The following is a 23,279-nucleotide window of genomic DNA, read 5'->3' on the forward strand; positions in this document are numbered from 1 at the left end:
CGTCCGGCATCTCGATCTCTTGGAGGCTTACGTGGCGGCGAAGCTGCGCGAACGTGGAGATCTTGTGGCCGGGACTCCGGCGAGCCTCGTCGAGCGCCTGCCCACGTGGCTCAAGACCGCCAAGAATCGTGCCGAGGTCTTGCGAACGATCGGGCGCTTGCGCTCGGCGCTTCCCGCTGACGGGAACAGCCAGACGCCGACCAGCGCCTGGACCATTTCGATCGGGTAGTAGTTGGTCTGGTAGCCCGCGTCCTTGGCACGTGGGCTCCCGTAGGGCTTGAGGTCTTCGGAGTTGAGCGTCAGCCCGGCGGCCATCAGCTTGGCCCAAGAGGCGTTGCCGATGGCGGCATTCATGGTGTCGGCGACGTACTCGGCCGCCACGTCCCGGCTCCACGAGTCGGGGCAACGGCATCTGGATGCTTGTCTGCGGCCCACCGGCCGGCGATCAGCACCATCGGGAACTTGGACTTGATGGTGGAGGGTTCGCAGATGGTCAGGGCGCGCCAGCGTTCGGCTATCTCCAGCCACTAGGCCGGGACCGTGGCCAGGGTTTCAGCCCGGGTGCCGCGCTGTTGGTCGTTGCCGTGAAGCGGACGGCTGGTGATGCCCTTATGCGCCAGGACACGAGAGGTTTTGATCAGACCGCGTCGGCGGCTGCCCACCGGATACTGCGCCGCCAGCGGGCCTCAGGTCCCAGACCGCGCAGGTGATCTGGTGGTCGAGCGTGTCGACAGAGGTCACGCCCAGGAACGCAACGTGTCGCGAACCTCGGCCAGGGCGGAATCGCCTCGGCCGGGGCCGAAGACCAGCTCGCCGAGCACGGCCAGACGCTGCACAGCGAAGCCCACCTGACCGTCGCTTCGATCACGCTCATGACCAGACGATCGACCAGGAAAAGGCCACCAGCATGGACCAGGCATCGGACCGACGCAGCCCCGGCGGCCTGACCCACCCGTGGAGCCGGATCGAAGCCGCCTCCTCGGGAGCCGGGCACGCGGTCGAACCTGGTTCACCAACGCCCTGTCAGGCTTTTCGACGCAAGGCCAGGGTCGTCGGCGTAGAAGCGGATCGTCGTGATGTGCTCGCGACGGCCGAGGGGCCTGGTGACGGTGATCGGCCCGGTCAGGTTGACGATCAGGTTGGTCTGCGCGTCCACTCCCAGCGTGAGGTGGCCGTCCGTCACTTCGATCACACGGCGCGCGTTGTAGTTACGGCTCACCTTGACCGAGGCGATGAGCTCGCGCGGGACGCGCAGGTCGAAGTACGCGCCATGGCGAATGCGCAACTCCTCCGAGGTCACGACATGCGGCCGGGTGGCGGACGCCGCCCCGAGGGCCAGCACGAACAGGAGCTGGTAGGCATCGAGCACCATGACGATGACGCGCAGGCCGGCCGCAGCGTTCGAGACCGCCAGCATCCACTCCAGGGCGACAGCCTGCACGGCCACGGCGAACAGCAGCATCAGCAGCAGCGGCCGCTGATTCTTCGCATACGCCAGGGCAATGCCACCCGGCGGCACCCCGTCCTGACGCCGCCTGACCCACAGGGCGAAGCTGGCCAGGTTCCTGTGTTCCGCTCTCAGGAGCATGCGCAGCTGCAGCGGCACCAGAGCATCGGCGACCGTCCTCAGCGCGTCCCATGGCGCGGCGCCGACCTCACGAGCGGCCTTGAACAGCCGGTACGCGTGCATGTATCCCATGGCGGACAGCGGCGCGACCACCGCCGCGGCCCCCAGTCCCGCAGGGGTGGGCGTCAATCGTCCCGCAACCATCAACAAGGCGACGAGCAGATCTAGGGCCGCCACCGCCAGCAGGCCGTTACGAGGGAGGCTGAACCGCATTCTCATGTCCTTCCATCACAGGAGGAGGGCCATGAAGATCATAGAAATGTCGGATCATCGCTCGCCATGCAGGCCTTCCTCGGAGCTCCATCGACTCCACGACCAGACAGGCACCATGCCCGATGCAGGCGAATCCACCTTGGTGAGTTCGACGCGTTGGTCGCCAAGCCGCCCGCCCAGGCCCTCTCACGTGAACCAGGGTTGGCCAGCGGACCAGCTCCATCACGACCGGATGGAACTCGGAGAACCCGGGATACCCGGTTCCACCGGCCGGCCGTGCTGGGTCCGGCGGCGTGATCCTGAGGCGTGCCAGATGCGTCCGCCGTCAATGAACACGGAACGCCGCGCAGCCGGTATCGCCGTGAGCCCCGTCCCCCGCTCAACGCCGCGGGCTCAGGCCGGCGAAGAGCGCGTCCAGGACGCGATCGATGTAGGAGTGCGTCAGGGGCTCCTGCGTGATCAGAAGCCCGAAGTACAGCGGCCCGGACAGGATCGCCATGACCAGGTCGAGATCGAAGTCGGGTGAGACCTGGCCCTGGTCCTGGGCCGCCTTGAGACGGGCGATGGTCTTGTCGGTCTGCGGGCGGATGAAGCGTTCGTGGAGAGCGTCGGCGACCGCGGGGTCGTGCTGCGCCTCGCCGATCATGGCCCGGTAGAGCGGGCTCCACGGCGGTTTGCCCAGCAGGTCGACCGCCGCGTAGATCTGCCGGCGCAGGTCGGCCCGGACGTCGCCGGTGTCGGGATAGTCGAGGTCGGGCTCGTTCAGCGACAGCAGCGAGTCGAGGAACAGCAGCCCCTTGGAGGGCCAGCGGCGGTAGATCGTGTGCTTGCCGACCCCGGCCCGTGCGGCGACCGCTTCGATGCTCAGCTTGGCGTAGCCGGACTCCTGCGCCAGGGCGAGCGTGGCCTGCATGATCACCGCGGTGCGGGCGGTGGCGCGGTCGGGGCGGTTGCCGGTCATGCCCGCCACCCTATCGGCACGGCACGTGCCGGATTGACGCCGACAGCGGATCTCCCCCAGAATGACCACACGCTACGGCACGGCCCGTGCCGTGCCACAGTCGCCGCACGGAGGACCGGAAACACCTCATGACCCCCGCCCTCAAGATCGCCGGTCTCGCCAAGAGGTTCGGCGAGAAGATCGCCGTCGACCGCGTCGACCTCACCGTCCCTCAAGGATCCTGCTACGGCCTGGTCGGGCCGAACGGAGCGGGCAAGACCACCGCGCTCTCCATGGCCGTCGGCCTGCTCCGGCCGGACGAGGGACGCGCGCTGGTTCACGGCGTCGACGTGTGGGCGGAGCCGCTGCGGGCGCGGCGCCTGATGGGTGTGCTGCCCGACGGGCTGGCCATGCCGGAGCGGCTCACCGGCCGCGAGCTGCTCACCTACCTGGGGCAGTTGCACCACCTGAGCGCCGAGGAGTCCGACCGGCGGGCGGACGAACTGCTCGCCGTCATGGAGCTCGACGGGTCCGCCGAACGCACCCTCGTCGTGGACTATTCCACCGGCATGCGCAAGAAGATCGGCCTGGCGACCGCGCTGCTGCACGCCCCCAAGCTCCTGGTGCTCGACGAACCCCTGGAGGCGGTCGACCCGGTCTCCGCCGCGACCATCAAGAAGATACTCAGGAGGTTCGTGGGCCACGGCGGCTCGGTGCTGATCTCCAGCCACGTCATGGCGCTCGTCGAGGAGCTCTGCGACACCGTCGCCGTCATGGCCAGGGGACGCGTCGTCGCCGAAGGCCCGCTCGACCGGGTCCGGGGCGGCCGCTCGCTGGAGGAGACCTTCGTCGACCTGGTCGGCGTCACGATCGGCGGCGAGGAGGGACTGTCGTGGTTGGCGTCCTGATCCGGATGAAACTGGCCGTGCTGCGCCACAGCACGACCGACGCCAAGCGGGCGCTCAACGCCCTGGGCCACGGCGCCGGCGTCTGTCTCGCCGTCGCCACCCTCGTCCTGGCCTTCCTGGACTTCTCCCGGCCGCGGCTGCTGATGGACCTGCTCGCGGTGACGTTCGCGCTGTGGGCGCTGGGCTGGATGGTCGGCCCGATCTTCGCGGGCGAGCCGGCGCTCAACGGGGAGCACTTCAGGCGCCAGCCCGTTCCGCGTCGCACGCTGGCCATGGGGCTGCTGGCCGCCGCCCTGGTCGCCGTCACCACCGCCGTGACCCTGCTGGCGTTCTGCGCGCTGATCGTCTTCGCCGCCCGGCTGAGCTGGATGGCCGTCGTGGTGTCGGTTCCCGGGGTGGTGCTGCTCCTGCTCCTGGTGGTGCTGCTGTCGCGGGTGGTCACGCTGCTGTTCCGGATGCTGGCCAGGTCCCGGCTCGGCGGGGTGGTCACCGCGACCGTCACCGCCGCGATGGTCTCGCTGTCCTCCTTCTCCTGGATCCTGATCATCGGGGTCTCCCTGCTGCTGGAGTACGGGTTCCCGCCCGCCTTCTCGTCCGTGGTGCGGTGGCTGCCGTCCAGCTGGAGCCTGATCGCCGTGGAGGCGGCCGGGCGCGGCGACTGGCCGTGGACGGTGGCACCGCTGCTCGCCCTGGCCGGGGTCGTGGCCGCGCTGTTCCTGGCGTGGAGCGCCCTGCTCGGACCGCAGCGGATCGCCCGCCCGGTGGTCCGCGGTTCGTCCGCGCGACGGACCGCCCGGCGAGGCCCGCTGTTCCGGGGCGACCAGGGCGCGATCTACCTCAAGGAACTGCGTACCTGGTGGCGCGACCCGGTACGCACGCAGGGCATCGTGATGGGCCCCGCCTTCTCGATCATCACCGCGCTGTTCCCGCTGATCTTCGGCTTCACCGCCGCCTTCCCGTTCGTCGGCGCGGCGGGCGCGCTGATGGCCGCCGCGACTTGCGCCAACTCCTACGGCCAGGACGGCACCGCGCTCTGGCTGACCCTGACGGTGCCGGGCAAGGAGAAGGCGGACGTCCGTGCCCGCCAGCTGGCCTGGCTGACCGTCTTCGGCCCGCTGACACTGGCGCTGACGCTCGCCGGATGCCTGCTGCACGGCGACCCCGCCCTGGTGCCGTGGGCGCTGGCCGGCACCCTCACCGCGCTCGGCGGCGGCTCCGGCCTGCTGGCCTGGGTCTCCGTGGTCGCCCTGGTGCCCGGCCCGGACCCGCACAAGAGCAAGAACTCGCCGATGGACCACGGTGACGTCACCGGCCAGTCTTTCCTGACGTTCTTCCTGGTCGCGCTCGCGATGTGTCCCGCGCTCGGGGTCGCCTGGGCGGGCCACGCCCTGGACCTGCCCGCCCTGCTGTGGTCGAGCGTCCCGGTCGCCCTGCTCACGGGCGTCCTCTGTCACGTGCGGCTCGGTTCCGTCGCGGCGAGGACGTTGCGCGACAAGGGTCCCGAACTGCTGCAGCTGATGCGGTCGGGCAAGCCCGCGTCCGCCGCCGCCGAGACGGACGCGGACGCCGCCGAGTCCCCGTTCACGACGATGCCGGGCCGGCGTCAGACCCTCATGTGGTCGGCGATGGCCGTGGGCGTCCTCGGCCTGTTCCCGCAGGGACTGGCGCCGCTGGGCATCAAGCTCAGCGGATCGCCGGCCAAGGTCTGGTTCCTCGCACTCCACGTGCCCGAGCCGTGGCAGTGGCCGGTGATCGCCGTCATGATCGCGATCGGTCTGGCCGGCCTTCGCGGCGCATACCTCGTGTACCGGACCGAGAAGACCAGACTCCAGGCCGCGACCCCGGCGGGACCGGGCACCCGGGCCTGAAGCGGGATGAGCATGGCGAGGGCCGCCGATCCGGCTCGCACCCGGTGAACGAACCGGCGGCCCGTCACTCAAGGGCGATGTCGCTAATGCGATGTGTTTTGGCAGATTTTCCCTTGAGGGCGAATGGCCTGGTTCCGGCAGACTGATCTTTCGAAGTTCCGCCGGTGAGACAGGGGGTCTCCGGAAGGATGGAAACCAACGTCACGCGTGGGTCACGGCCGCGGGCGATCATGGGCATGGCGGCGATCTTCCTGACCACCTGCGTACTGAGCAGCGTCGGGCCGCTGGCGGCCGGGGACTTACCGGTCGCCGACGCCGAGCTGGACCCGTCGACGGCCGATGCCCGGCAGCTGGCCGCGACCGCCTTCACGCTGGGGCTGGTCGCCGGCGGGCCGCTGGTGACCCTCGTCAGCGCGCGGCTCGGACGGCGTCCGCTGCTGCTGCTGGCGGTCGCGGCGACCGCGCTGGTCATCGTGCTCCCGGCGTTCCTGGCCGGCACCACGGTCCTGGTCGCGACCGCGGCCGCGGTCGGATCCCTGTACGGTCTGGCGTTCGGGGTCGCCTGCGGTCTGGCGGCTTCGATGGCGACCGCCGCGTGGGCCGGGCGGGCCGTCTCCGTGGCCTTCGCGGGCATCGCGGCCGGAGCCATGCTGGGGCCGGTGACCCAGGCCTGGCTGAGCGAGTTGTTCCTATCGAGTTCGCTGCTCATTCTGGCCGGCGCGGTCCTCATCGTGATCGTGCTGCCGCTCCTGCTGCTCGTCCCCTCGCCCACCGCCGTGCGGCGGGAGCGCGGTGGCACGGTCAGGGGGATCTTCCGGCCGCGCGCGCTCGCCCTGCTGGGCCTCGGCGCGCTTCTCCTGGGCGGGCAGCCCACCATGGTCACCAGCGGTCTCGATCTCGGGGCGTGGATCCAGGCGTTGTCGTCGTCCCAGCTCATCGCGCTGGTGGCCGGATTCGCGGGCGTCGCGGTCGTCCTGACCGTGGCCGGGGGCTGGGCCGCGGACCGCGGCACGCTCGGCGCCATGCTCGCCGCCAACACCGTTCTCGTGCTCTCGCCGGCCCTGCTGTTCTTCATGGACGGCGGCGCCACGGCGGTCGCGGTCGTGGCGGTGTGGGTCCTCGCCCACCACGCGCTGCAGGCGCCGATCCTGCTCGGCCTCATCAAGGTGGCAGGGCCGGCCGGGTATCTGGCCGCGCCCGTCCTGCTGTCGGCCGTCCACCTCGGCTCGGTGGCCGGTTCGAGCCTCGTGGGACGGATATCGGAGTTCGGCGGGTCGCCGCTGGTCATGCTCAGCGCCCTGGCCGTGGGGTTGGTCGCGTTTCCGCTGATGGCGGCGGCCCGCCAGGCCAAGGCTCCGGCCGAAGCCGGGCATCCCCGTTGAAAGATCGCAACAGGAAGGCCATCCCGGTATGACCGTCGTCCCCTCCATCGACCTTTTCGGCTCGTCCATCCACCTGCACCAAGGCGGCGAGATTCACGCCGAACGAGGACTCAGGGACGAGCACTCCGACCAGGACGGCTGGCGGCTCACCGCGTTCCACGCGAAGTCCGGCGCGGACGTCCACGCCGACCATTGGGAGGTCCATCCCGAGGCCGAGAAGATGGTGTCCTGTCTCATCGGGAAGATCCGTCTCTACCTGCGGCCGGAGCGGCCGGGGCAGGAAGAGGAGGAGATCAGGCTGACCGCCGGGACCGCCACCGTCGTCCCGCGCGGACGATGGCACCGCATCGAACTGGACATTCCCAGCACCATCATGGCCGTCACCCTGCCCCGTGGCAGCCGGCTGGAGGAACGGACCCGCGCTTGACTCCTTATCGTTCATCGATATTATCGAAACACGATAATATCGAGCAACGATATGGAGCCAAGCGGTGCCCCTCGACAGATCCACTCCCCCGAAGTGGACGGCGATCGTCGTCCGCGTTCTCCTGGTGCTGTTCGCCGCGACGATGGCCTACGACGTCGGGCGTGCGATCCTGACCGGCGGAGAGAACGCCGAAGGTTCCGACGGCGTCCGAAGCCTGGTGTGCGTGCCGTCGCCGAGCGTCCTCGACGTGAAGGAGAACTTCCTCCAGAACCCCCAGAACCGGAAGGCCGTGGCGGAAAGCAGCGGCGTCGACGGTCCCTATCCGGTGGAGAACGGCGTCGACTTCGCCTACCCGCCGCCTCAGCTCTGCAAGGACGACTCCGGCTTCGCCACCCAGTCGCTCTATCAGACCTCGCGGTTCGCCACCCCGCTGGTGTTGCTCGTCGCGCTCTTCCTCCTCGACCGGCTGATCAGAGTCGCACGACGGGACAGCGGCTTCGACGAGGTGGTCGTCCGCCGGCTGCGCTTCCTCGGCGTGTTCCTCATGGCCGGCACGGTGGCGGCGTCGCTCTACACCACCGCCGTAGAGACCGGCCTGGCCGTGTCGATGGTGGCCGGGACCGTCAGAGAGGTAGGTTGGATGGCTCTGTACGGTTGGGCCTTCCCGTGGCCGTCCCTGATCGCCGGGCTCGGGCTCGTCGTGATGTCCAAGGTCGTCCGCGTCGGCGCGCACATGCGCGAGGAACTCGAAGGAACTGTCTGATGTCGCCCGCCGAAAATCCCGAGCACGCCATCGAGGTACATCTGGATCGATTGCTCGAAGAGCGCGGCATGACGGTGGTCGAGCTGGCCGACAAGGTGGGCATCACCAACGTGAACCTGTCGATCCTGAAGAACAACCGCGCCAAGGCGATCAGGTTCTCGACGCTGAGCAAGATCTGCGAGGTCCTCGGCTGCCAGCCCGGCGACCTCCTGTCCTTCGCACCCCGCGCTTCGAACTGATCGCGTACGACCCAGCGATGTACCATCCGGAAATGAGCTGGTTCGGTAGGAAGAGCTCCGTGAGCGCCACCGGTTCCGACCTCATGGCGGGCATGCCGCCGGTCACCGAGCCCAGCAAGACGGAGCAGTTCGCCGAGGACGCACGTCAGCACCGCCCGGCCGACGAGCACTGGACGCACACTCAGATCTTCGCCTACCAGGAGCTGCTGCAGGACCGGTACGACTCACCGCTCTACGTCGGGGTGAGCGGCAGGCCCGCGATCCTGTTGTGCCTGTCCGGCCGCATGCGCGCGGATCTCGACGGCCTCGAAGAGCTGATCCGGGACATGGGCGCCGATCTGTTCCTCGAGGGGCACCGGCTCGGACGCTACGGGATGGTACGCGCCGTGCTGGAGCTGCCGGAGCGCAACCTGATCTTCGAGACGCCGCTGACGCTGGCACATGGCGACGTGCAGGAGTTCGTCTCCGCGGGGTACCGGGCCAAGGCCGTCGAGCTGCACCTGTCCCACGCGAGCGATGCGCGGTCGCAGCGGTTCACCTGCCGGGCCGCCGGGTTGCGACCCGTGGTCGAGGCCGCGCTGGACGCGGTGCGCGGCCTCGACCATCCGACGACACCGGCAGAACAGGCCGCACCCGTCGCCGAGCTGGAAGCCAGGTTCCCCGACATCGGCGACGGGCTGACCGGCCGGACCCGGATCCGGCTGACGGTCACCGGGCCGGCGGACGACGTCGTGACCGTGGAAACACGCAACTGACGCGAGCGGGCGCGAATCGGAGACGTCAGCGGGCGCGAATCGGGAACGTCAGCGGCAGCGAATGGGAGACGTCAGCGGGGCACGGTGACGACGATCTTGCCGATCTGCGCGTTGGACTCCAGGTACTCGTGCGCCCGCACGATCTCCTCCAGCTCGAACGTCCGGTCCACCACCGGGCGGAACGCGCCGGTCTCCAGCCCCGAGGCGACGAACGCCTCGGCCCGGCGCAGCCGCCGCGGGTCGCGGGTGACCTCGAAGAGCGTGTAGGTGCGGACGTTCAGCGCGGGCATGCCCAGCTCCATCCCGGGATGCGGGGTGGGCCGGCCGCTCAGCGCGCCGTACAGGAAGATCGTGCCGTCCGGGGCGACGGCGCGGGCCAGGTCGGTCACGCCCGGGCCGGCGACGGCGTCGAGGACGTGGTCGGCGCCCCGGCCGCCGGTCAGGCCGCGCACGCAGGCCACGACGTCCTCCTCGTCGGAGACGATCACCGCGGCCGCGCCCTCCTTGTGCAGCCGTTCCTTCTTCGCCGCGGTACGGGTCACCGCGATCGGGATCGCGCCCAGCCGGTTGGCCGTCTGGATGGCGGCCAGCCCGACGCTGCTGGAGGCGGCGTTCAGCACGACCGTGTCCCCCGCCCGCATGCCGCCGATCTCCACCAGCGCGCCGTAGACGGTGACGAACGGCATCCAGAAGGCCGCGCCGGAGACCGCGTCGACGTTGTCGGGACGGCGCACGACCGCCGCGGCTGGCACGATGGCCTGCTCGGCGTAGACGCCGTAGTCGTTCTGGGAGAAGGCGGGCACGACGCTGACCCGCTGGGCGGGCGACAATCCGGTGACTCCCGCCCCGACGGCCTCGATCACACCCGCCGCCTCGTAGCCGAGCCTGGCCGGCAACCGCTTCACCGGCTCGATGTACCGGTCACGGCGGAACATCGCCTCGGCGCGGTTGAGCCCGATGGCCTCCACCCGGATGCGTACCTCGCCCGGGCCGGGCTCCCCCACCTCCAGTTCCTCCAGGCGGAGCACGTGCGGGTCGCCGGTCTCGTGGAAGCGTACGGTCCTGGCCATTTCACAAATCCTTCACTGGTATCTGGGTGAGCGCCGAAACAGCTCGCGATCGCCTTTCCAATGAATGCATGCTGCCAGCACGCGAATATTCCAGCCACGGGTTAATACGCCATTCACCGCGGCTATTCCGCCGATCGGCCGCGCGGCCTGGCCGGAATCAAGCGGAGAATGGCAGGAATCGCTCTCATCATCGAGGCCGTACCTTTGTCATTCTGCTACGTCACTCGCGCGGCCGCTGTGCGCTCCGCGCGACCACACACGGCTGTCTGCGGGGGAACGAATGGCGAAGAGGCTGCGCGCGGCATGCGCGGTGACGTTGGCGGCGCTGATGGGGGGATGCGGGCTGGTCCCGTCCGCCCAGCCGGTGAGTGACGGCGACCCCACACCGCCCGCGCGGAGTTCCGCCGAGCCGGCCCGGCCCGAGAAGAGCCCGGAGACCGCCGCGCTGGCCGTCCCCGCCGACCCGTGCCGCGTCCTGACCGCACGGACGCGCGCCAAGCTCGGGATGAAGGTGGCGAAGAAGGAGAAGTTCGACGTGGCCTGCAAATGGTCCAACGAACCAGGATCCGCCCCGCCTTACACCTTCAGAGATCTCAAGGTCACCTACGACGCGGGCATCGCCGGGATGGACTTCACCGAGCAGGACGCGAAGGCCGGCTTCAAGCGGGCGATGACCGACGACTACCGCCGGCCCAGCGTCTTCGGCGGGGCGCCCTCGGTGAAGGGCGTGCTCCGGCAGGTGGGCTCGGCGCGCCGGGGCGAACACTTCGACGAGGGCTACTACGTGTACTTCGTCTACGAGATCGGCGGTGCGCGGAGAGGCGAGGGCAGAGCCGTGGTCCGCAAGGGCAACGTGATCGTCACGATCGGCGTCAGCGGTTCCGACGTGCCCGGTCGCAGCGTGCGTCAGGGCAGGCCGATGGGCAACGCCACCGCCCAGGCGATGATCGACGCCGTGGCGGACCAGGTCATCGGCGCCGTGCGGGCGCGGCCGGCGACCTGAGCGACCGCCGACGCGTGCCCGCACGGCGGCCTGAGCGACCGCCGGCGAGTGCCCGCACGGCGTGAACTGTCGCGCTCCGAACGTCCTGGCGGGGGATTCAGCGGTCCTGTGGCGTCCAGAGCGGGTCCCGGCCACTGGCGGCCAGCGCGCGGTCGAGCGGCGAGGCGTCCTGGGCGACGGGCCGCGGCGGGCCGTAGATGCCCATCTGCCGCCCCTGCTCGGCGCTGTCGGCGGTGAACCGGTGGGTCAGCTCGGCGGCCGCCTCGTCGCAGTGGAAGTCCTGGCCGGTGGCCCGGGCCAGGTCCCAGGCGTGGATCACCAGGTCACTGGCCAGCATGGTGACGACCAGCTGGGCCGGCATCTCCGCGCCGCCCATGGCCGGCGTCGACCGCCACGCCGCGGGCTCGTTCCAGGCGTCGAGCGCCTGGGACGCCTGCTCGTCGAATCGCTCGGCCCAGCCGTCGGTCATCAGGTCACGGCCCCACAACTCGTCCGGGACGGCCTGGCCGCCGCCCGCGCCGCCGAGCGCGGAGACGACCTGGAGGAGGTGGTTGGCCAGCGCCCGCACGTCCCACTCCTGGCACGGCGTCGGCGCGCCCAACTGCTCGGGTTTGACGCCGCGGAACACGGCGGCCGAGCACGTCACAGCCTGGGTGAGCGTTGGGAGAAGATTCATGCGCACACGCTAGCCTTCCGGGAATCGGGCGTCTTGAACAAACACGACGCCGTCACGCGCCCGACCCGGTGGTGCGGGTGGGGACGTCGGCTCCGCCCTGGACGGCGGGCTCCGGCGCGTGGCCGCCGCGCGTCCTGATCGATCCGGCGACCAGGACGAGGAGACCGGCGACGGTGGTCCCGGCCCCCACCCAGAGCGGCGAGGTGAACCCGTGCCCGGCGGCGAGTGCCAGCCCGCCCAGCCAGGCGCCGAGCGCGTTGCCGAGATTGAAGGCGGCGATATTGGCGCCGGAGGCCAGCGCGGGGGCGTCCTGGGCGTACTTCATGATCCGCAGTTGCAGGCCGGGCGCGGTGGCCAGGCCGATCGCGCCCATGAGCACCAGCGAGACGACCGTCATCGGCTGGCTGCGCGCGGTCAGCGCGAACAGCGCGAGCACGGCCGCCAGCAGCGCCAGGATGACGATCAGCGCGGGGTTCAGCGCCCGGTCTGCGGCCTTGCCGCCCGCCAGGTTGCCGACGAACGTGCCCGCGCCGAACAGCACCAGCAGCCACGGAACCGTGGTCGCGGCGAACCCGCTGACCTCGGTGAGGGTGAAGGCGATGTAGGTGAAGGCCCCGAACATGCCGCCGAAGGCCAGCACGGACACCGTCGCCGAGACCCAGACCTGCGGCCGGCGGAAGGCGCCGAGCTCGCCGCGCAGGCTCGCCCCGGCGGGCACGGGCGTGACGGGCACCAGCAGCCGGATGCCCGCCAGCGCGGCGACGCCGATGACGGTGATCGCCCAGAACGTCGAACGCCAGCCGAGCTGCTGGCCGAGCAGTGTGCCCAGCGGCACGCCGAGCACGTTGGCCGCGGTGAGCCCGCCGAACATCAGCGCGATGGCGCCCGCCCGCCGGTTGGGCGCCACCATGTCGGCGGCGACGACGGAGCCGACGCCGAAGAACGCGCCGTGGCACAGTGCCGCGACGATCCGTCCGCCCATCAGCACCCAGTAGTCCGGCGCGATCGCCGAGATCAGGTTGCCGGCGACGAACAGGAACATCAGCGCGAGCAGCACCTTCTTCCTGTCGAAGCGGGCGATCGCGGCGGTCAGCGCGATGGCTCCGACGGCGACGCTCAGCGCGTAGCCGGACACCAGATGGCCGGCCACCGGTTCGGTGACGTTCAGGTCGGCCGCGACCTCGGGCAGCAGGCCGATGATGCCGAACTCGGTGAGCCCGATGCCGAAACCGCCCAGTGCCAGGGCGAGAAGCCCGATGGGCATGATCAACCTCCATATGCATACGCTTCTATACGGCGTTCGCAATAGTTGCGCGAGCCGGACGGTTCCGGCGAGTGGCCCGGAAGCCAATATGCGAAAGAATTAGGCCAACACCGCGAGCGGGCCGGGCCCGGGCCTCAGGCCGGCACCGGTTCGGCCGGCAGGGAACGCACCTTGACGACCGGGGAGACGACCAGCCCGACCACCACGCAGGCCGACGCCACGGCGGCCACGATCAGCGCCCCGTACGCGCCGAGCCACCCCGCCAGCAGGCCGGCCGCGAGCCCGCCCAGGGCTCCGCCGCCGAACAGCAGGGTGCGGAAGACCGCGGTCATCCGGCCCATCATCGCCTGCGGCGTGCTCGCCTGCCGCAGGCTCACGATGATCACCCCGGCCACGCCCAGCCCCAGGTAGGTGGTGAAGAACGACAGGATGAACAGCGCCACCATCACCGGCCGCGGCCCGCCCGCGACGACGATCAGCGTCGGTCCGAGCAGCAGGGCGGTCTGGGCCACCAGGTACACCCGGCCGAGCGAGAAGCGCCTGATGATCCGGCCGGCCAGCATCGCGCCGATCAGCCCGCCCACCGACGCGGTCGCGAACACGGTGCCGAGCGTCGCGGGTGACAGGCGCAGGTCGTTGGTGCCGTACAGCAGGAACATCGTCCAGACGGTGATCATGGAGAAGTTGCAGCAGAACCCGATCAGTGCCAGCGCGCGCAGGATGGCGTTGCCGAACACCCAGCTCAGCCCGTCGCGGAGCTCGGCCAGGGCGTTGCGTCGTACGGCGTTCCGCACGCGCGGCTCGGGGGTGCGGATGAGCAGCAGCGAGAAAACGGACACCGCGTAGGAGCAGGCGTTGACGATCAGCGCGGTCGGCGCGCTCACGGCCGAGATCAGGGCGCCGGCCAGCCCAGGCCCCGCGACGTCCGCCGCCGAGGAGCTCATGCTCAGCTTCGCGCTCGCCTCGACGTAATGCTCACGATCGCGCACCAGAGCCGGCACGTAGGACATCCAGCTGACGTCGAAGAGCACCGAGGCGACCCCGACGACGCAGGCGATGCCCAGCAGCAGGCCGAGCGTCAGGACGTCGAACCAGTACAGGACGGGCACGAGGGCCAGGAGCGCCATCCTGACGAGGTTGGCGATCAGCATGAGCGGCTTGCGCCTGAGCCGGTCGGTCCAGACGCCGATCAGCAGGGCCAGCCCGAGGAAGGGCACCAGTTGCAGGAAGCGGAGGAGCCCGACCTGCTCGTCGGTGGCGCCGAACGCGGTGATGGCGGTGAGCGGCAGGGCGAGGGTGGTGACCTGCGTGCCCATCAACGAGACGCTCTCACCGAACCAGAACGTCAGGAAGTCGCGATTGCGCAGCAGCGGCGTCCGGGTCATCGGCCGGGCTCCGCGACGCGCGCTGGTAGTGCTTCCGGGAAATCGTCAGTAGTGCTATTAAGATCTCTCACGAAGGAGAGTAGCACTTCTATCCGACGTGCTCACGTCCGGACCGGCCGGGCGGTTGTCGTAGCTCTCGCGGGCGGCGGCGACCTGTTCGATGTGCGTCTCTGCCCAGTCCTTGATGGCCCGCATCACGGGCAGCAGGCTGACCCCCAGCGGCGTGAGGGCGTAGTCGACCCGTACCGGGACCGAAGGGGTGACCGCACGGGAGATCAGGCCGTCTCGTTCCAGGGTGCGCAGGGTCTGGGTGAGCATCTTCTGGCTGACGCCCGCGAGGGTCCGCGCCAGGCCGCCGTAGCGCTGCGGGCCGTCGGCGAGCGCGGTGAGCACGAGACTCACCCATTTGTCGCTGATCCGGTCGAGGAGCTGACGTGCCGGGCAGTCGGCGAGGTAGGCGTCGTAAGCGATGCGGGCCTGCGCGCGCCGCTGGGCGGAGGTGCGGGTGGTGCCGGTGGTCATCACGTTTCCCGTCCGTGCGGTAGGCACTTCGAAGTGCCTACTTCCCGACAGAGAGTAGCTCTCCATAGGGTCGTGCTCAAGGAACGAAACCTTCGCAAACGACGAGGAGAGCTCATGCGCGCGGTTGTCGTCCGCACGTTCGGCGGGCCCGAGGTCCTGCGCGTCGAGGACGTGCCCGTCCCGGTTCCCGCGGCGGGGCAGGTCCGGATCCGGGTCGAGGCCGCGACGGTCAACCCGGTCGACCTGGCGACCCGCTCCGGCGCGCTCACCGAGGCGGGACTGCTGCCGGCGCGAGAGGTCATCGGCCTCGGCTGGGACGTCGCGGGAACCGTCGAGCGGATCGGCCCGGGAGTCGTCGGCATCAGGCCGGGCGACCACGTGATCGGCCTGTCCGACCGGCTGGACGTGCCGCTCGGCACCCAGGCCGACCACGTCGTGCTCGACGCCGCGGCGGTCGCGGCCGCGCCCGCGGGCGTCTCCCCGGCGCAGGCGGCGACGCTGCCACTGAACGGTCTCACCGCCGCCCAGGCTCTCGACGGGCTCGGCCTGGAGCAGGGGCGGACGCTGCTGGTCACCGGCGCGGCCGGCGCCGTCGGCGGCTTCGCGATCCAGCTGGCGGTCGCGCGCGGGCTCAGGGTGATCGCGGTGGCTGGCGCCGCGGACGAGCCACTCGTCCGCGAACTCGGCGCCGAGCTGTTCGTCCCTCGCACGGCCCGGCTGGGCGAGGCGGTCCGGGCCCTGGTGCCCGGCGGCGCGCACGCGGCCCTGGACGCCGCCGTGACCGGGGCGTCCGCACTCGACGCCGTCCGGTCGGAGGGCGCCTTCGCCGCGCTGGTCGCGGGCGGTGCGCCGGTCCCGCTGCGCGGCATCCGGGTCTTCAACCACTGGATCCGCGCCGACGGCGCGCTCCTGTCCAGGCTCGCCGCTCAGGTCGAAGCCGGCTCACTCACCCTGCGCGTGGCCGCGACCATGCCCGTCGAGGACGTCGCCACCGCCCACCGCCGCCTGGCCGAAGGCGGATTGCGGGGCCGCCTGGTCCTCACGACGGCGACGGAACGGCCCGGCGGCTGAGGGGTTGCGATGAGGTCGTCGCGGCAGGCACGTCCGAGGTGCGGACAGGCGCCGCGTTGGACTGCGGCGCATGCCGTCCGGCGAGCGTTCCTTTCCTAGCTGCGCAGCGCATCATGCGAAGTTTTCCTGGCCTCGCCCGGACATTCTCAGGAACATGGGGGATCTCGCCGTCAAATGCTTGGAGGTGGCCGTTCGTGGATCGCTTGGCCATGATGTGGGCCACCGCCGTACGGGCGATGGACGCGCAGCACCAAACCTCCAGCTGGGTGCGACTCGGCCTGGTCGCGATCTTGTGGGTGTCGGTGCCCGGAGTCGCCGACGAGGACCGGACCCGGGTGGCCCTCCAGTTGATTCCCATGACGATCGGCTCCGTGCTGGCCTACATCCACCCGCGGCCCGCGCTTGTCGATCGACTGCCGTACCGGTTCGGGCTCGGGGCGCTGGCGGCGCACCTGACGAGCACCCGAGGGCGCACCAAGATCGACATCCCCGGCCTGTTCGAAGGGTTCGGGCTGGTGGCCGCCGCCATGGCGTACGCCGGGCCATGGGCGGCCCAGGGACTGTCCGTCGATGCCCGGATCGTCGCCATGGTCGCCGTGACGGTGTTCGGCTGGTCGATATTCGTCAACGTGGAGCTGGATCCCGGTTACTACGCTCCCAGGAACACGGTGCGGATCGGGGGCGAGGTCAGCTCGGGGCCGCCGACCAGCATACTGATCATGCTGCGCTATCTGTTCCCACCGATCGTCGCGCTGGCCGCGGGTGCGTTGTTCGTCCCCGCCTGGACACCCGAACTGGCGGCCGTACCCGCTGCGCTGCGGTGGATCCTGGCCGCCAGTTACCTCGGGCTGTCGCTGGTCAAGATCTGCTTCGATCAAGTTCTGGAAGCAGCGGCGGCGACGGTGGCCGACGCCGAGAATCTCGTTCGCCGGGCGGCGGCCGAGGACCTGCACAGCTGGTCCAAGAACTCGGTCAGCAGCATACTCAACGCGGTCGAGAGCCCGTATCTGGAGTGGGCAGAGGTCCGCGGTCTGGCACGAGACACGCTCAGCCGCATCGAGCAGATGCGGCGGGAGTGGGTGCGCTTCGATCGCACGAGCGATTTGCGCCCTCTGGAAGAGCTCTGGGAAGCCACGCTCACGGTGCTGCCGCGCTTCCAGCGCGAGCGCTGCACGATGGACAAGGAATCGCTCGGGCTCCGCCTGGGCTCCACGGACCTGCAGCTGGTCGGGAGACTGCTGATCGATCTGGTGATCAACGCGCTGAAGGCAGGCGCGGAGCACGTGGCAGTCGCGGTGCGCCCGATCAGCCTGAAGGGACAGCGAGGGGTGGAAGTGACCGTCCGGGACGACGGGCCCGGCATGCCGGACGACGTACTGGACGATCCGCACACCAGCCTGGCGATCTTGTCATGGGAACTGTCGCGCTACTCCGGCGGACTGGACTTCGCCCCGGGCCCCGACCGTAACGGCACTGTCGTCCGCGCCTGCTGGTGCTCAGCGGACATCTCACCCCAATCCACCTCCTCCGCAACCGCCTCGGCCGAGGCCGCCTCTGCCGGTGAAGGGAGATGAGCATGCGCATCCTCGTCATAGACGACGTCCAGGCCCACGAGGCAGGAGTCGCCCGTGCGGTCGAGAAGCACGGCGATCACCGGGTCACCGGTGTGCGCACCCCCGCGGAGCTGCGCCTGCTGCTGACCCAGGACAGCGATTTCCAGCTGGCCTTCGTCGATCTGCACTACGGCCGCGAGGTCGGCGAATCCGGGCTGGCGGCGCTCGAGGCGCTGGACCAGTACGAGATCCCGGCCGTGATCTACAGCGCGGACGCGGAGTACAACCGCACGCTGTATCTCCTGGCGGCCTTCGAGTTCTTCCCGCAGACCTGCACGCTCGTCTCCAAGCACGCCGGCGACGAGGTCGTCTCCCGGACGGTGGAGGCCGTCCGGCTCGGCCACAATCCGGCAGGCGCGGCGGCTCTGCCCTACCGGCCGCCACGCCGGGGGCCTTCGCTGCTGCACCGTCTGATCGACAAGAGCGATGATCTGCGGATCTGGCGTGCGCTTGCGCGGTACAGCACGTTAACCCTGGTCGCGAAGGAGGCCGCCTACAGTGTGAAGACGATCTCCAATTTCAACGACAGCAGGGCTCCGGTCATCGTCGAGTTCGAGCACAAGTTGCGGGGCAGGCCGCTGCCCGATTCCGGAGAGGTCGACAGCCAGCGTGGCACCCCGCTGATGGAGGCTCACACCTTCGCGCTACGGAACGAGGATTTCTTCAGCGACCCGGATGCCGAACGATTGGTCCGCTTGAACTGGGACCGACACAAGTGAGTGGCTGGCTTCCCGGTCTGGGCGAGGCCCTGGCGCATGGGCCGCTGGTCGCGTTCGCGGCCGCGTTCGCCATCAGTCCCGGAATCCCCGCTGTGCTGGCTCTGGTGCTCGAACGGCGGCTGCTCCGGCCCCGTGCGGAGTTCGTCGCCTTCATCTACGGTGACCCGCTGCTGGCCCTCGCCACCGCACTCGGGGTGGGGCTGTGCGGCTCCCGTCCACCCGACACGGTGGCGCCGCTGCTCAACGGCTGGCCGGCCTGGCTCATCATTCTGGTCTGGCTCGGTTTCGGGCTGGGCCAGTGGTACGCGGAGGTACGAGCGGGCAAGTACACCCGGGCTCAGGCACTCGCACCCACCAAGATCTGGCATCAGATCGTCATCTACCCAGTGCTCGGCTATGTGGTCACCGCGGCCGTCACCGCCGGCATGGCGAGCCCTCAGGGCGTGGGGGCCAAGGCGCTGATGACGGGCTGCGCCCTGGCGTGGGTGGTGGCCAACGTCTACGACCGCGTCCATCTCAAGCTCGGCCATCCGCCGTACGAGTGGCGCCGGCTGCGTCCGTATCCCGCGCCGTGGGAGCCGGACTCCGAGTCGCTGCGTCAGTCGGGCCTGGCCGACAGCGCGTGTCGTGCCAAGAACGGCAAATCTCAGAGCATCGATGCCTCTGATCCGACGCCATGAGTGGCAGGATCTCGCGCCGACGTCGAGCACATCTCACCAGGTCTCTTGGCTGGAAGCCGCTCCCTCGTCGCGGGAGGCTCATCGCACGGCCGGTGACGTCCCGGCCGCGCTGTACGAGCCCGTCGAGATCCCTTGGAGAGGTCATGGTCTCAATCAGTCTGCGCGCGGCCGTCGTCGTCGGTATCGCGCTCGGCGCCGCGGTCGCCACCGTGGCGCTGCTCCGCGCCGACGAACACTCCTGGCCGACCGCACTCCTCGGTGGCGGCGCGGCCTTCGGCGGCGCCCTGACGCTCGCCAACAACACGATCGCCGCCGCCTGAACGCCGCCTGAACGCCATCGCTCGAACGCCGTCCGGCCGCGATTGCGAACCTCCGCAAGCGCGGTTGCCCAACCACGTCCGGGCGGACGCGGAAAGCGGCACCGCCCCGCTCCTCCTTCCGCAGCTGAGAGTGCCTCCTTTGGCTGGAGCCTCCCTACGCCGGCGAGAGACGCTCCTCGTGTCGGCGGTGAGCCGAATGTCGACCGGCTCACCGAGTACCGCACTCGAAACCTCGAGACTCACAAAGGAGCGCCATCATGTCCCACTCGCTCGTCACCGCCTTCGCCGGCAGGACCACCCTGACCGGGCTCGCGCTCACCCGGACCCACCAGCCGGAGAAAGGCGTCGTGTTCACCGCCATGCCCTTCGGCGTGAAGCACTTCAACGGCGCCGACGGAGCCACCTGCGACTTCGACAAGGTGTACAAGGCCATCGAGAAGACCATGCACGAGGCCGGGCTGCGGCCCGAGCGCCTCGACGGGCTCTACGGGCCCACGCCCATGATCGAGCTGATCTCCCGGGCGATCCAGCGCGCCGAGTTCGTACTCGTGGATTTCACGACCAAGAACCACAACGTCACCTTCGAGCTGGCCATCGCGCTGATGTTCGGCAAGAAGGTCGTCATGATCACTCAGGACCTCTCGCACGTACCCTCCGACTATCAGGGGCATCGAGTGCTGACCTACAGCCTGATGTGGGACGCGATGGACGAATTCAAGAAGGCCCTCATCGAGCAGCTCAACGCCTTGCGCGCCGAGCCCGGCACGGAGCAGACGCTCGCCCCGCTCCCCGGCCCCAACCACGTGGTGAACGCACCCGCCACGGTGATCCAGGCCGAACGCGAATACGCCGTCGTACGCATGGACGACCCGGCGTCGGCACCGATGATCCTCAGCAACGCCGATGTCGACTACGGCCGCCACGTCTCCGACATGGGCCGCCTGTTCAAGATCGGTGACCGGATCGACGGCGCGCTCGTCGTCGACACCATGAAAGGCAGCGTCCGCTACACCCTGCTGGCGGGCCAGGAGGATCCATGGCCGGCCATCGTCCAGCGCTTCTCCATTGGGACGATCTTCACCGGGATGGTCCGGCGCACGGTTCCCGGCAAGGGCTTCTTCGTGGAGATGACCGGCGAGGTCAACGGATTCATCCCGGCCTGGACCCTCGCCGGGCCCAGCCCCGCCGTGGGCACGCAGGTGGAGGCCAAGGTGATCAAGGTGGACGCCGCCAACCGCAAGATCACTCTACGGCTGACCGGCGCTCCCGTCCTCGATGAGCGACGACCTGCCGATCCGCTCCAGGGACACCGCGGCTACGGACGCGTGGTCAGGGCCGTCCCGTTGAAGGACGGGCACGGCGGCTACCTGCTGCTGGAGATCGAGGGACGCGAGCGGCCCGCGCTCCTGATCGCCAAGCACATGAGTCAAGAGCTGCGTGACGACCTCAGCGAGGGACAGGTCGAGCTGGGAGAAGAGATCTACGTCGAAGTGATCCACGTCGACCCCGCGCAGGACAAGGTGCTGCTGCGCGAACTGCCGGATCCGGAGGACGAGGCGGAGCCGGCCCAGGCGGCATGACACCCATTCGCGGATTCCACGAAGAGCCCGGCGACCGAACGGCCCCGGGCTCTTCGACGCGCGGTCAAACGGCGGACGGACCTTCACTCGGTGAGCTGCGAGGTCGACACCGTTCGGGGCTCATGACATGTTCGTGGCCGGCCCCCGAATTGGCCGGAATCCGGCGGTGATTGGCCGTATTCGGTCCTGCTCCCCCGAGCGGGACTGCTGCAGGATACGGGACAGTGTGTCTGAAGAACACCGATGCCGGGCCGGCGCGCGCGTCCAACACCAGGGGGAGAACCGCGGCGCCTGCCCCGTGCCCATCGAAAGGGTGGATTGTGGCCAGGGTCCCGAATGAAGCCGGCGAGGTCGAGCGCGCACGCGCACTGATCAAGCAGGGAATACGCCTGTCGGAGCAGGACCGGCCGGTTGAGGCGTTGCGCGCGGAGGAGGAGGCGGTCGCCATTTACCGGCGGCTGGCCGCGTCCGATCCCGGCCGTTTTCGCGCCGATCTCGCCAAGACCTTGTACAACCTCGGGGTGACGCTTTCCGGGTTGGACCGTTCTGCCGAGGCATTGCGGGCGGAGGAGGAGTCCGTCGCCGTTTACCGGGAGCTGGCGGCGTCCGATCCCGGCCGTCATCGTGCCGATCTCGGTGACTCCCTGGCCAATCTCGGCGTGAGCCTGAACGAACTCGACCGGCCGGCCGAGGCCGTGCGGGCGCAGGAAGAAGCCGTCGCCATTCACCGCGAGCTGGCCGCGGACGATCCGCACCGCTACCGACTCACCCTCGCGGAATCCCTGGCCAGGCTCGGGGTCACGCTCTCCGCTCTGGAGCGCCCGGCCGAGGCCCTGAACGTCGAGCGGGAGGCCGTCGGCCTGTACCGTCAGCTGGCCGCCATCGACCCCGAGCGCCACCGTCCCGACCTGGCCGAAGCGCTGATCAACCTCGGCGTGACGTTCTCCGAGATCGGTGAGCCGTCCGGCGCGCTGAGCATCGAGCGCGAGGCCGTCGGCATCCGGCGGGAACTGGCCGCCGCCGACCCCGACCAGTACCGTCCCGAACTCGCCGCGTCCCTGGACAATCTCGGATCGACCCTCTCGGTGCTCGGCCACGACGGCGACGCCCTCGACGTCCAGCAGGAAGCCGTGACCCTGTACCGGCTGCTGGTCGCGGACGACCCCGACCACCATCGCGCCGGGCTCGCCAAGTCGCTCACCCGCCTCGCAGCGACGCTCTCGGAGCTGGACCGCCCGGCCGACGCCCTGGAGGCCGAGCAGCAGGCCGTCACCATCTTCCGGGACCTGGCCGGCGCCGACCCCGACCCCGATCTCGCCGACGCGCTCTTCAACCTGGGCTTCAGGTTCTCCGAGCTGGACCGCCCGGCCGAGGCCCTGGAGGCCGAGCAGCAGGCCGTCACCATCTACCGGAAGCTGGCCGCCGACGGCTCCGAACCCCATCGCCGTGATCTCGCCAGGTGCCTCGTCCATCTCGGCGCGTCCCTGTCCGAGCTCGACCGCGACACCGAGGCCCTGGAGGCCGAGCAGCAGGCCCTCGCCGTCTACCGGGACCTGGCCGCCGCCGACCCCGAGAGCTACCGCCACGACCTCGCCATCTGCCTGGCCAGCGTCTCCATGACCCACTCGGCGCTCGGCCGCCACGCCGACGCGGTGCACGCCCAGCAGGAAGCCGTCACGGTCTACCGGCTGCTGGTCGCGGCCGACCCCGACCACCACCGCGCCGATCTCGCCAAGTCCCTGACCCATCTGGCGATACGGTTCGCGGAGCTGGACCGCTGGGCCGACGCGTTGGAGGCCGAGCAGCAGGCCGTCACCATCTACCGGGATCTCGCCACCGCCGACCCCGGCGACCACGACCATGACCTCGCCAACTCCCTGCTCAACGTCGGCGTGTGGTTCGCGGAGCTGGACCGCCCGGCCGACGCGCTGGAGGCCGAGCAGCAGGCCGTCGGCGTCTACCGGGACCTGGCCGCCGCCGATCCCGACCGCTACGACCCGGACCTCGCCAGGTCCCTGACCCATCTCGGCGTGACCCTCTCCGCGCTCGACCGCCACGCCGAGGCCCTGGAGGCCGAGCAGCAGGCCGTCACCATCCGGCGGGAACTGGCCGCAGCGGATCCTGACCGTCATCGGCCTGGCCTGGCCGAGTCCTTGAAGAATCTCAGCGTGACCCTTTCCGAACTGGGCTACGAGAAGCAGGCGAGGCGCACGCACGAGGAAGCGGAGCGGCTGAGCGAGGATTGACGGAGGAG

General features: G+C 70.0%; 23 protein-coding genes. 15 read left to right on the forward strand and 8 right to left on the reverse strand.

Annotated elements, in window-relative coordinates; genetic code table 11:
• Positions 1 to 27 precede the first annotated feature (27 nt).
• The 3 genes from HII36_RS08280 to HII36_RS08290 form a co-directional block, all read right to left on the reverse strand.
• Positions 28 to 381: a hypothetical protein gene (locus HII36_RS08280; RefSeq protein WP_173522482.1), complete on the reverse strand. Its 354-nt coding sequence runs from the start codon at positions 379 to 381 to the stop codon at positions 28 to 30.
• A 628-nt stretch (positions 382 to 1,009) separates the two neighbouring features.
• The gene (locus HII36_RS08285) at positions 1,010 to 1,840 is read right to left on the reverse strand and encodes a hypothetical protein (RefSeq protein WP_173522483.1); all 831 of its coding nucleotides are present in this window, start codon (positions 1,838 to 1,840) and stop codon (positions 1,010 to 1,012) included.
• Between the two features lie 379 nt (positions 1,841 to 2,219).
• Positions 2,220 to 2,801, reverse strand: coding sequence for a TetR/AcrR family transcriptional regulator (locus HII36_RS08290; protein WP_236003289.1), 582 nt, complete (start codon positions 2,799 to 2,801; stop codon positions 2,220 to 2,222).
• A 128-nt stretch (positions 2,802 to 2,929) separates the two neighbouring features.
• Here HII36_RS08290 and HII36_RS08295 point away from each other — a divergent pair, with 128 nt between their 5' ends.
• From HII36_RS08295 to HII36_RS08325, 7 genes are all read left to right on the forward strand, one after another.
• Positions 2,930 to 3,688, forward strand: coding sequence for an ABC transporter ATP-binding protein (locus HII36_RS08295; protein WP_173522484.1), 759 nt, complete (start codon positions 2,930 to 2,932; stop codon positions 3,686 to 3,688).
• Positions 3,673 to 5,556, forward strand: coding sequence for a hypothetical protein (locus tag HII36_RS08300; RefSeq protein WP_173522485.1), 1,884 nt, complete (start codon positions 3,673 to 3,675; stop codon positions 5,554 to 5,556). Before HII36_RS08295 ends, HII36_RS08300 begins: the two co-directional genes overlap by 16 nt.
• Before the next feature lie 236 nt (positions 5,557 to 5,792).
• A complete protein-coding gene (locus HII36_RS08305; RefSeq protein WP_173522486.1) occupies positions 5,793 to 6,938 on the forward strand; it encodes an MFS transporter in 1,146 nt (381 codons plus the stop codon).
• 28 nt (positions 6,939 to 6,966) lie between these two features.
• Positions 6,967 to 7,365 (forward strand): cupin domain-containing protein, encoded by a 399-nt coding sequence (locus tag HII36_RS08310; protein ID WP_173522487.1) that lies wholly within the window; start codon positions 6,967 to 6,969, stop codon positions 7,363 to 7,365.
• 64 nt (positions 7,366 to 7,429) lie between these two features.
• A complete protein-coding gene (locus HII36_RS08315) occupies positions 7,430 to 8,128 on the forward strand; it encodes a DUF2975 domain-containing protein (RefSeq protein WP_173522488.1) in 699 nt (232 codons plus the stop codon).
• Positions 8,128 to 8,367: a helix-turn-helix domain-containing protein gene (locus HII36_RS08320; protein WP_173522489.1), complete on the forward strand. Its 240-nt coding sequence runs from the start codon at positions 8,128 to 8,130 to the stop codon at positions 8,365 to 8,367. Before HII36_RS08315 ends, HII36_RS08320 begins: the two co-directional genes overlap by 1 nt.
• 32 nt (positions 8,368 to 8,399) lie before the next feature.
• Positions 8,400 to 9,122, forward strand: a complete 723-nt coding sequence (locus HII36_RS08325) for a hypothetical protein (RefSeq protein WP_173522490.1) — start codon at positions 8,400 to 8,402, stop codon at positions 9,120 to 9,122.
• 71 nt (positions 9,123 to 9,193) lie between these two features.
• Here the strand turns inward: HII36_RS08325 and HII36_RS08330 are convergent, their stop codons facing one another.
• Complete coding sequence (locus tag HII36_RS08330) at positions 9,194 to 10,192, reverse strand: zinc-dependent alcohol dehydrogenase family protein (RefSeq protein WP_173522491.1); 999 nt, start codon at positions 10,190 to 10,192, stop codon at positions 9,194 to 9,196.
• Positions 10,193 to 10,472: 280 nt separating this feature from the next.
• Between HII36_RS08330 and HII36_RS08335 the strand changes: the two genes are divergently transcribed.
• Positions 10,473 to 11,195: a DUF3558 family protein gene (locus HII36_RS08335; RefSeq protein WP_173522492.1), complete on the forward strand. Its 723-nt coding sequence runs from the start codon at positions 10,473 to 10,475 to the stop codon at positions 11,193 to 11,195.
• 97 nt (positions 11,196 to 11,292) lie between these two features.
• On the opposite strand, the gene HII36_RS08340 is transcribed toward HII36_RS08335, so the two are convergent.
• The 4 genes from HII36_RS08340 to HII36_RS08355 all read right to left on the reverse strand — a co-directional run bounded on the left by HII36_RS08340 (position 11,293) and on the right by HII36_RS08355 (position 15,042).
• Positions 11,293 to 11,871, reverse strand: coding sequence for a TIGR03086 family metal-binding protein (locus HII36_RS08340; protein WP_173522493.1), 579 nt, complete (start codon positions 11,869 to 11,871; stop codon positions 11,293 to 11,295).
• 52 nt (positions 11,872 to 11,923) lie between these two features.
• Positions 11,924 to 13,135: an MFS transporter gene (locus HII36_RS08345; RefSeq protein ID WP_173522494.1), complete on the reverse strand. Its 1,212-nt coding sequence runs from the start codon at positions 13,133 to 13,135 to the stop codon at positions 11,924 to 11,926.
• Between the two features lie 134 nt (positions 13,136 to 13,269).
• The gene (locus HII36_RS08350) at positions 13,270 to 14,520 is read right to left on the reverse strand and encodes an MFS transporter (protein WP_173522495.1); all 1,251 of its coding nucleotides are present in this window, start codon (positions 14,518 to 14,520) and stop codon (positions 13,270 to 13,272) included.
• A gap of 57 nt (positions 14,521 to 14,577) precedes the next feature.
• Entirely contained in the window at positions 14,578 to 15,042 is a 465-nt protein-coding gene (locus tag HII36_RS08355; protein WP_173522496.1) for a winged helix-turn-helix transcriptional regulator, read from the reverse strand.
• A gap of 114 nt (positions 15,043 to 15,156) precedes the next feature.
• Here HII36_RS08355 and HII36_RS08360 point away from each other — a divergent pair, with 114 nt between their 5' ends.
• The 7 genes from HII36_RS08360 to HII36_RS08390 all read left to right on the forward strand — a co-directional run bounded on the left by HII36_RS08360 (position 15,157) and on the right by HII36_RS08390 (position 23,271).
• Positions 15,157 to 16,113 (forward strand): NADP-dependent oxidoreductase, encoded by a 957-nt coding sequence (locus HII36_RS08360; protein WP_173522497.1) that lies wholly within the window; start codon positions 15,157 to 15,159, stop codon positions 16,111 to 16,113.
• Between the two features lie 194 nt (positions 16,114 to 16,307).
• A complete protein-coding gene (locus HII36_RS08365; RefSeq protein ID WP_173522498.1) occupies positions 16,308 to 17,687 on the forward strand; it encodes an ATP-binding protein in 1,380 nt (459 codons plus the stop codon).
• Between the two features lie 2 nt (positions 17,688 to 17,689).
• Positions 17,690 to 18,445, forward strand: coding sequence for a response regulator transcription factor (locus HII36_RS08370; RefSeq protein WP_173522499.1), 756 nt, complete (start codon positions 17,690 to 17,692; stop codon positions 18,443 to 18,445).
• Entirely contained in the window at positions 18,442 to 19,125 is a 684-nt protein-coding gene (locus HII36_RS08375) for a hypothetical protein (protein ID WP_173522500.1), read from the forward strand. The genes HII36_RS08370 and HII36_RS08375 overlap by 4 nt, the downstream gene beginning before the upstream one ends.
• 143 nt (positions 19,126 to 19,268) lie before the next feature.
• Positions 19,269 to 19,445 carry a hypothetical protein gene (locus HII36_RS08380; RefSeq protein ID WP_173522501.1) on the forward strand — a complete coding sequence of 59 codons (177 nt, stop codon included), beginning with the start codon at positions 19,269 to 19,271 and terminating at the stop codon, positions 19,443 to 19,445.
• Positions 19,446 to 19,702: 257 nt separating this feature from the next.
• The gene (locus tag HII36_RS08385) at positions 19,703 to 21,025 is read left to right on the forward strand and encodes a S1 RNA-binding domain-containing protein (RefSeq protein WP_173522502.1); all 1,323 of its coding nucleotides are present in this window, start codon (positions 19,703 to 19,705) and stop codon (positions 21,023 to 21,025) included.
• A 320-nt stretch (positions 21,026 to 21,345) separates the two neighbouring features.
• A complete protein-coding gene (locus HII36_RS08390; protein ID WP_173522503.1) occupies positions 21,346 to 23,271 on the forward strand; it encodes a tetratricopeptide repeat protein in 1,926 nt (641 codons plus the stop codon).
• The last annotated feature ends 8 nt before the right edge of the window (positions 23,272 to 23,279 follow it).

This window comes from Nonomuraea antri (assembly GCF_013283785.1).
Lineage (GTDB): Bacteria > Actinomycetota > Actinomycetes > Streptosporangiales > Streptosporangiaceae > Nonomuraea > Nonomuraea antri.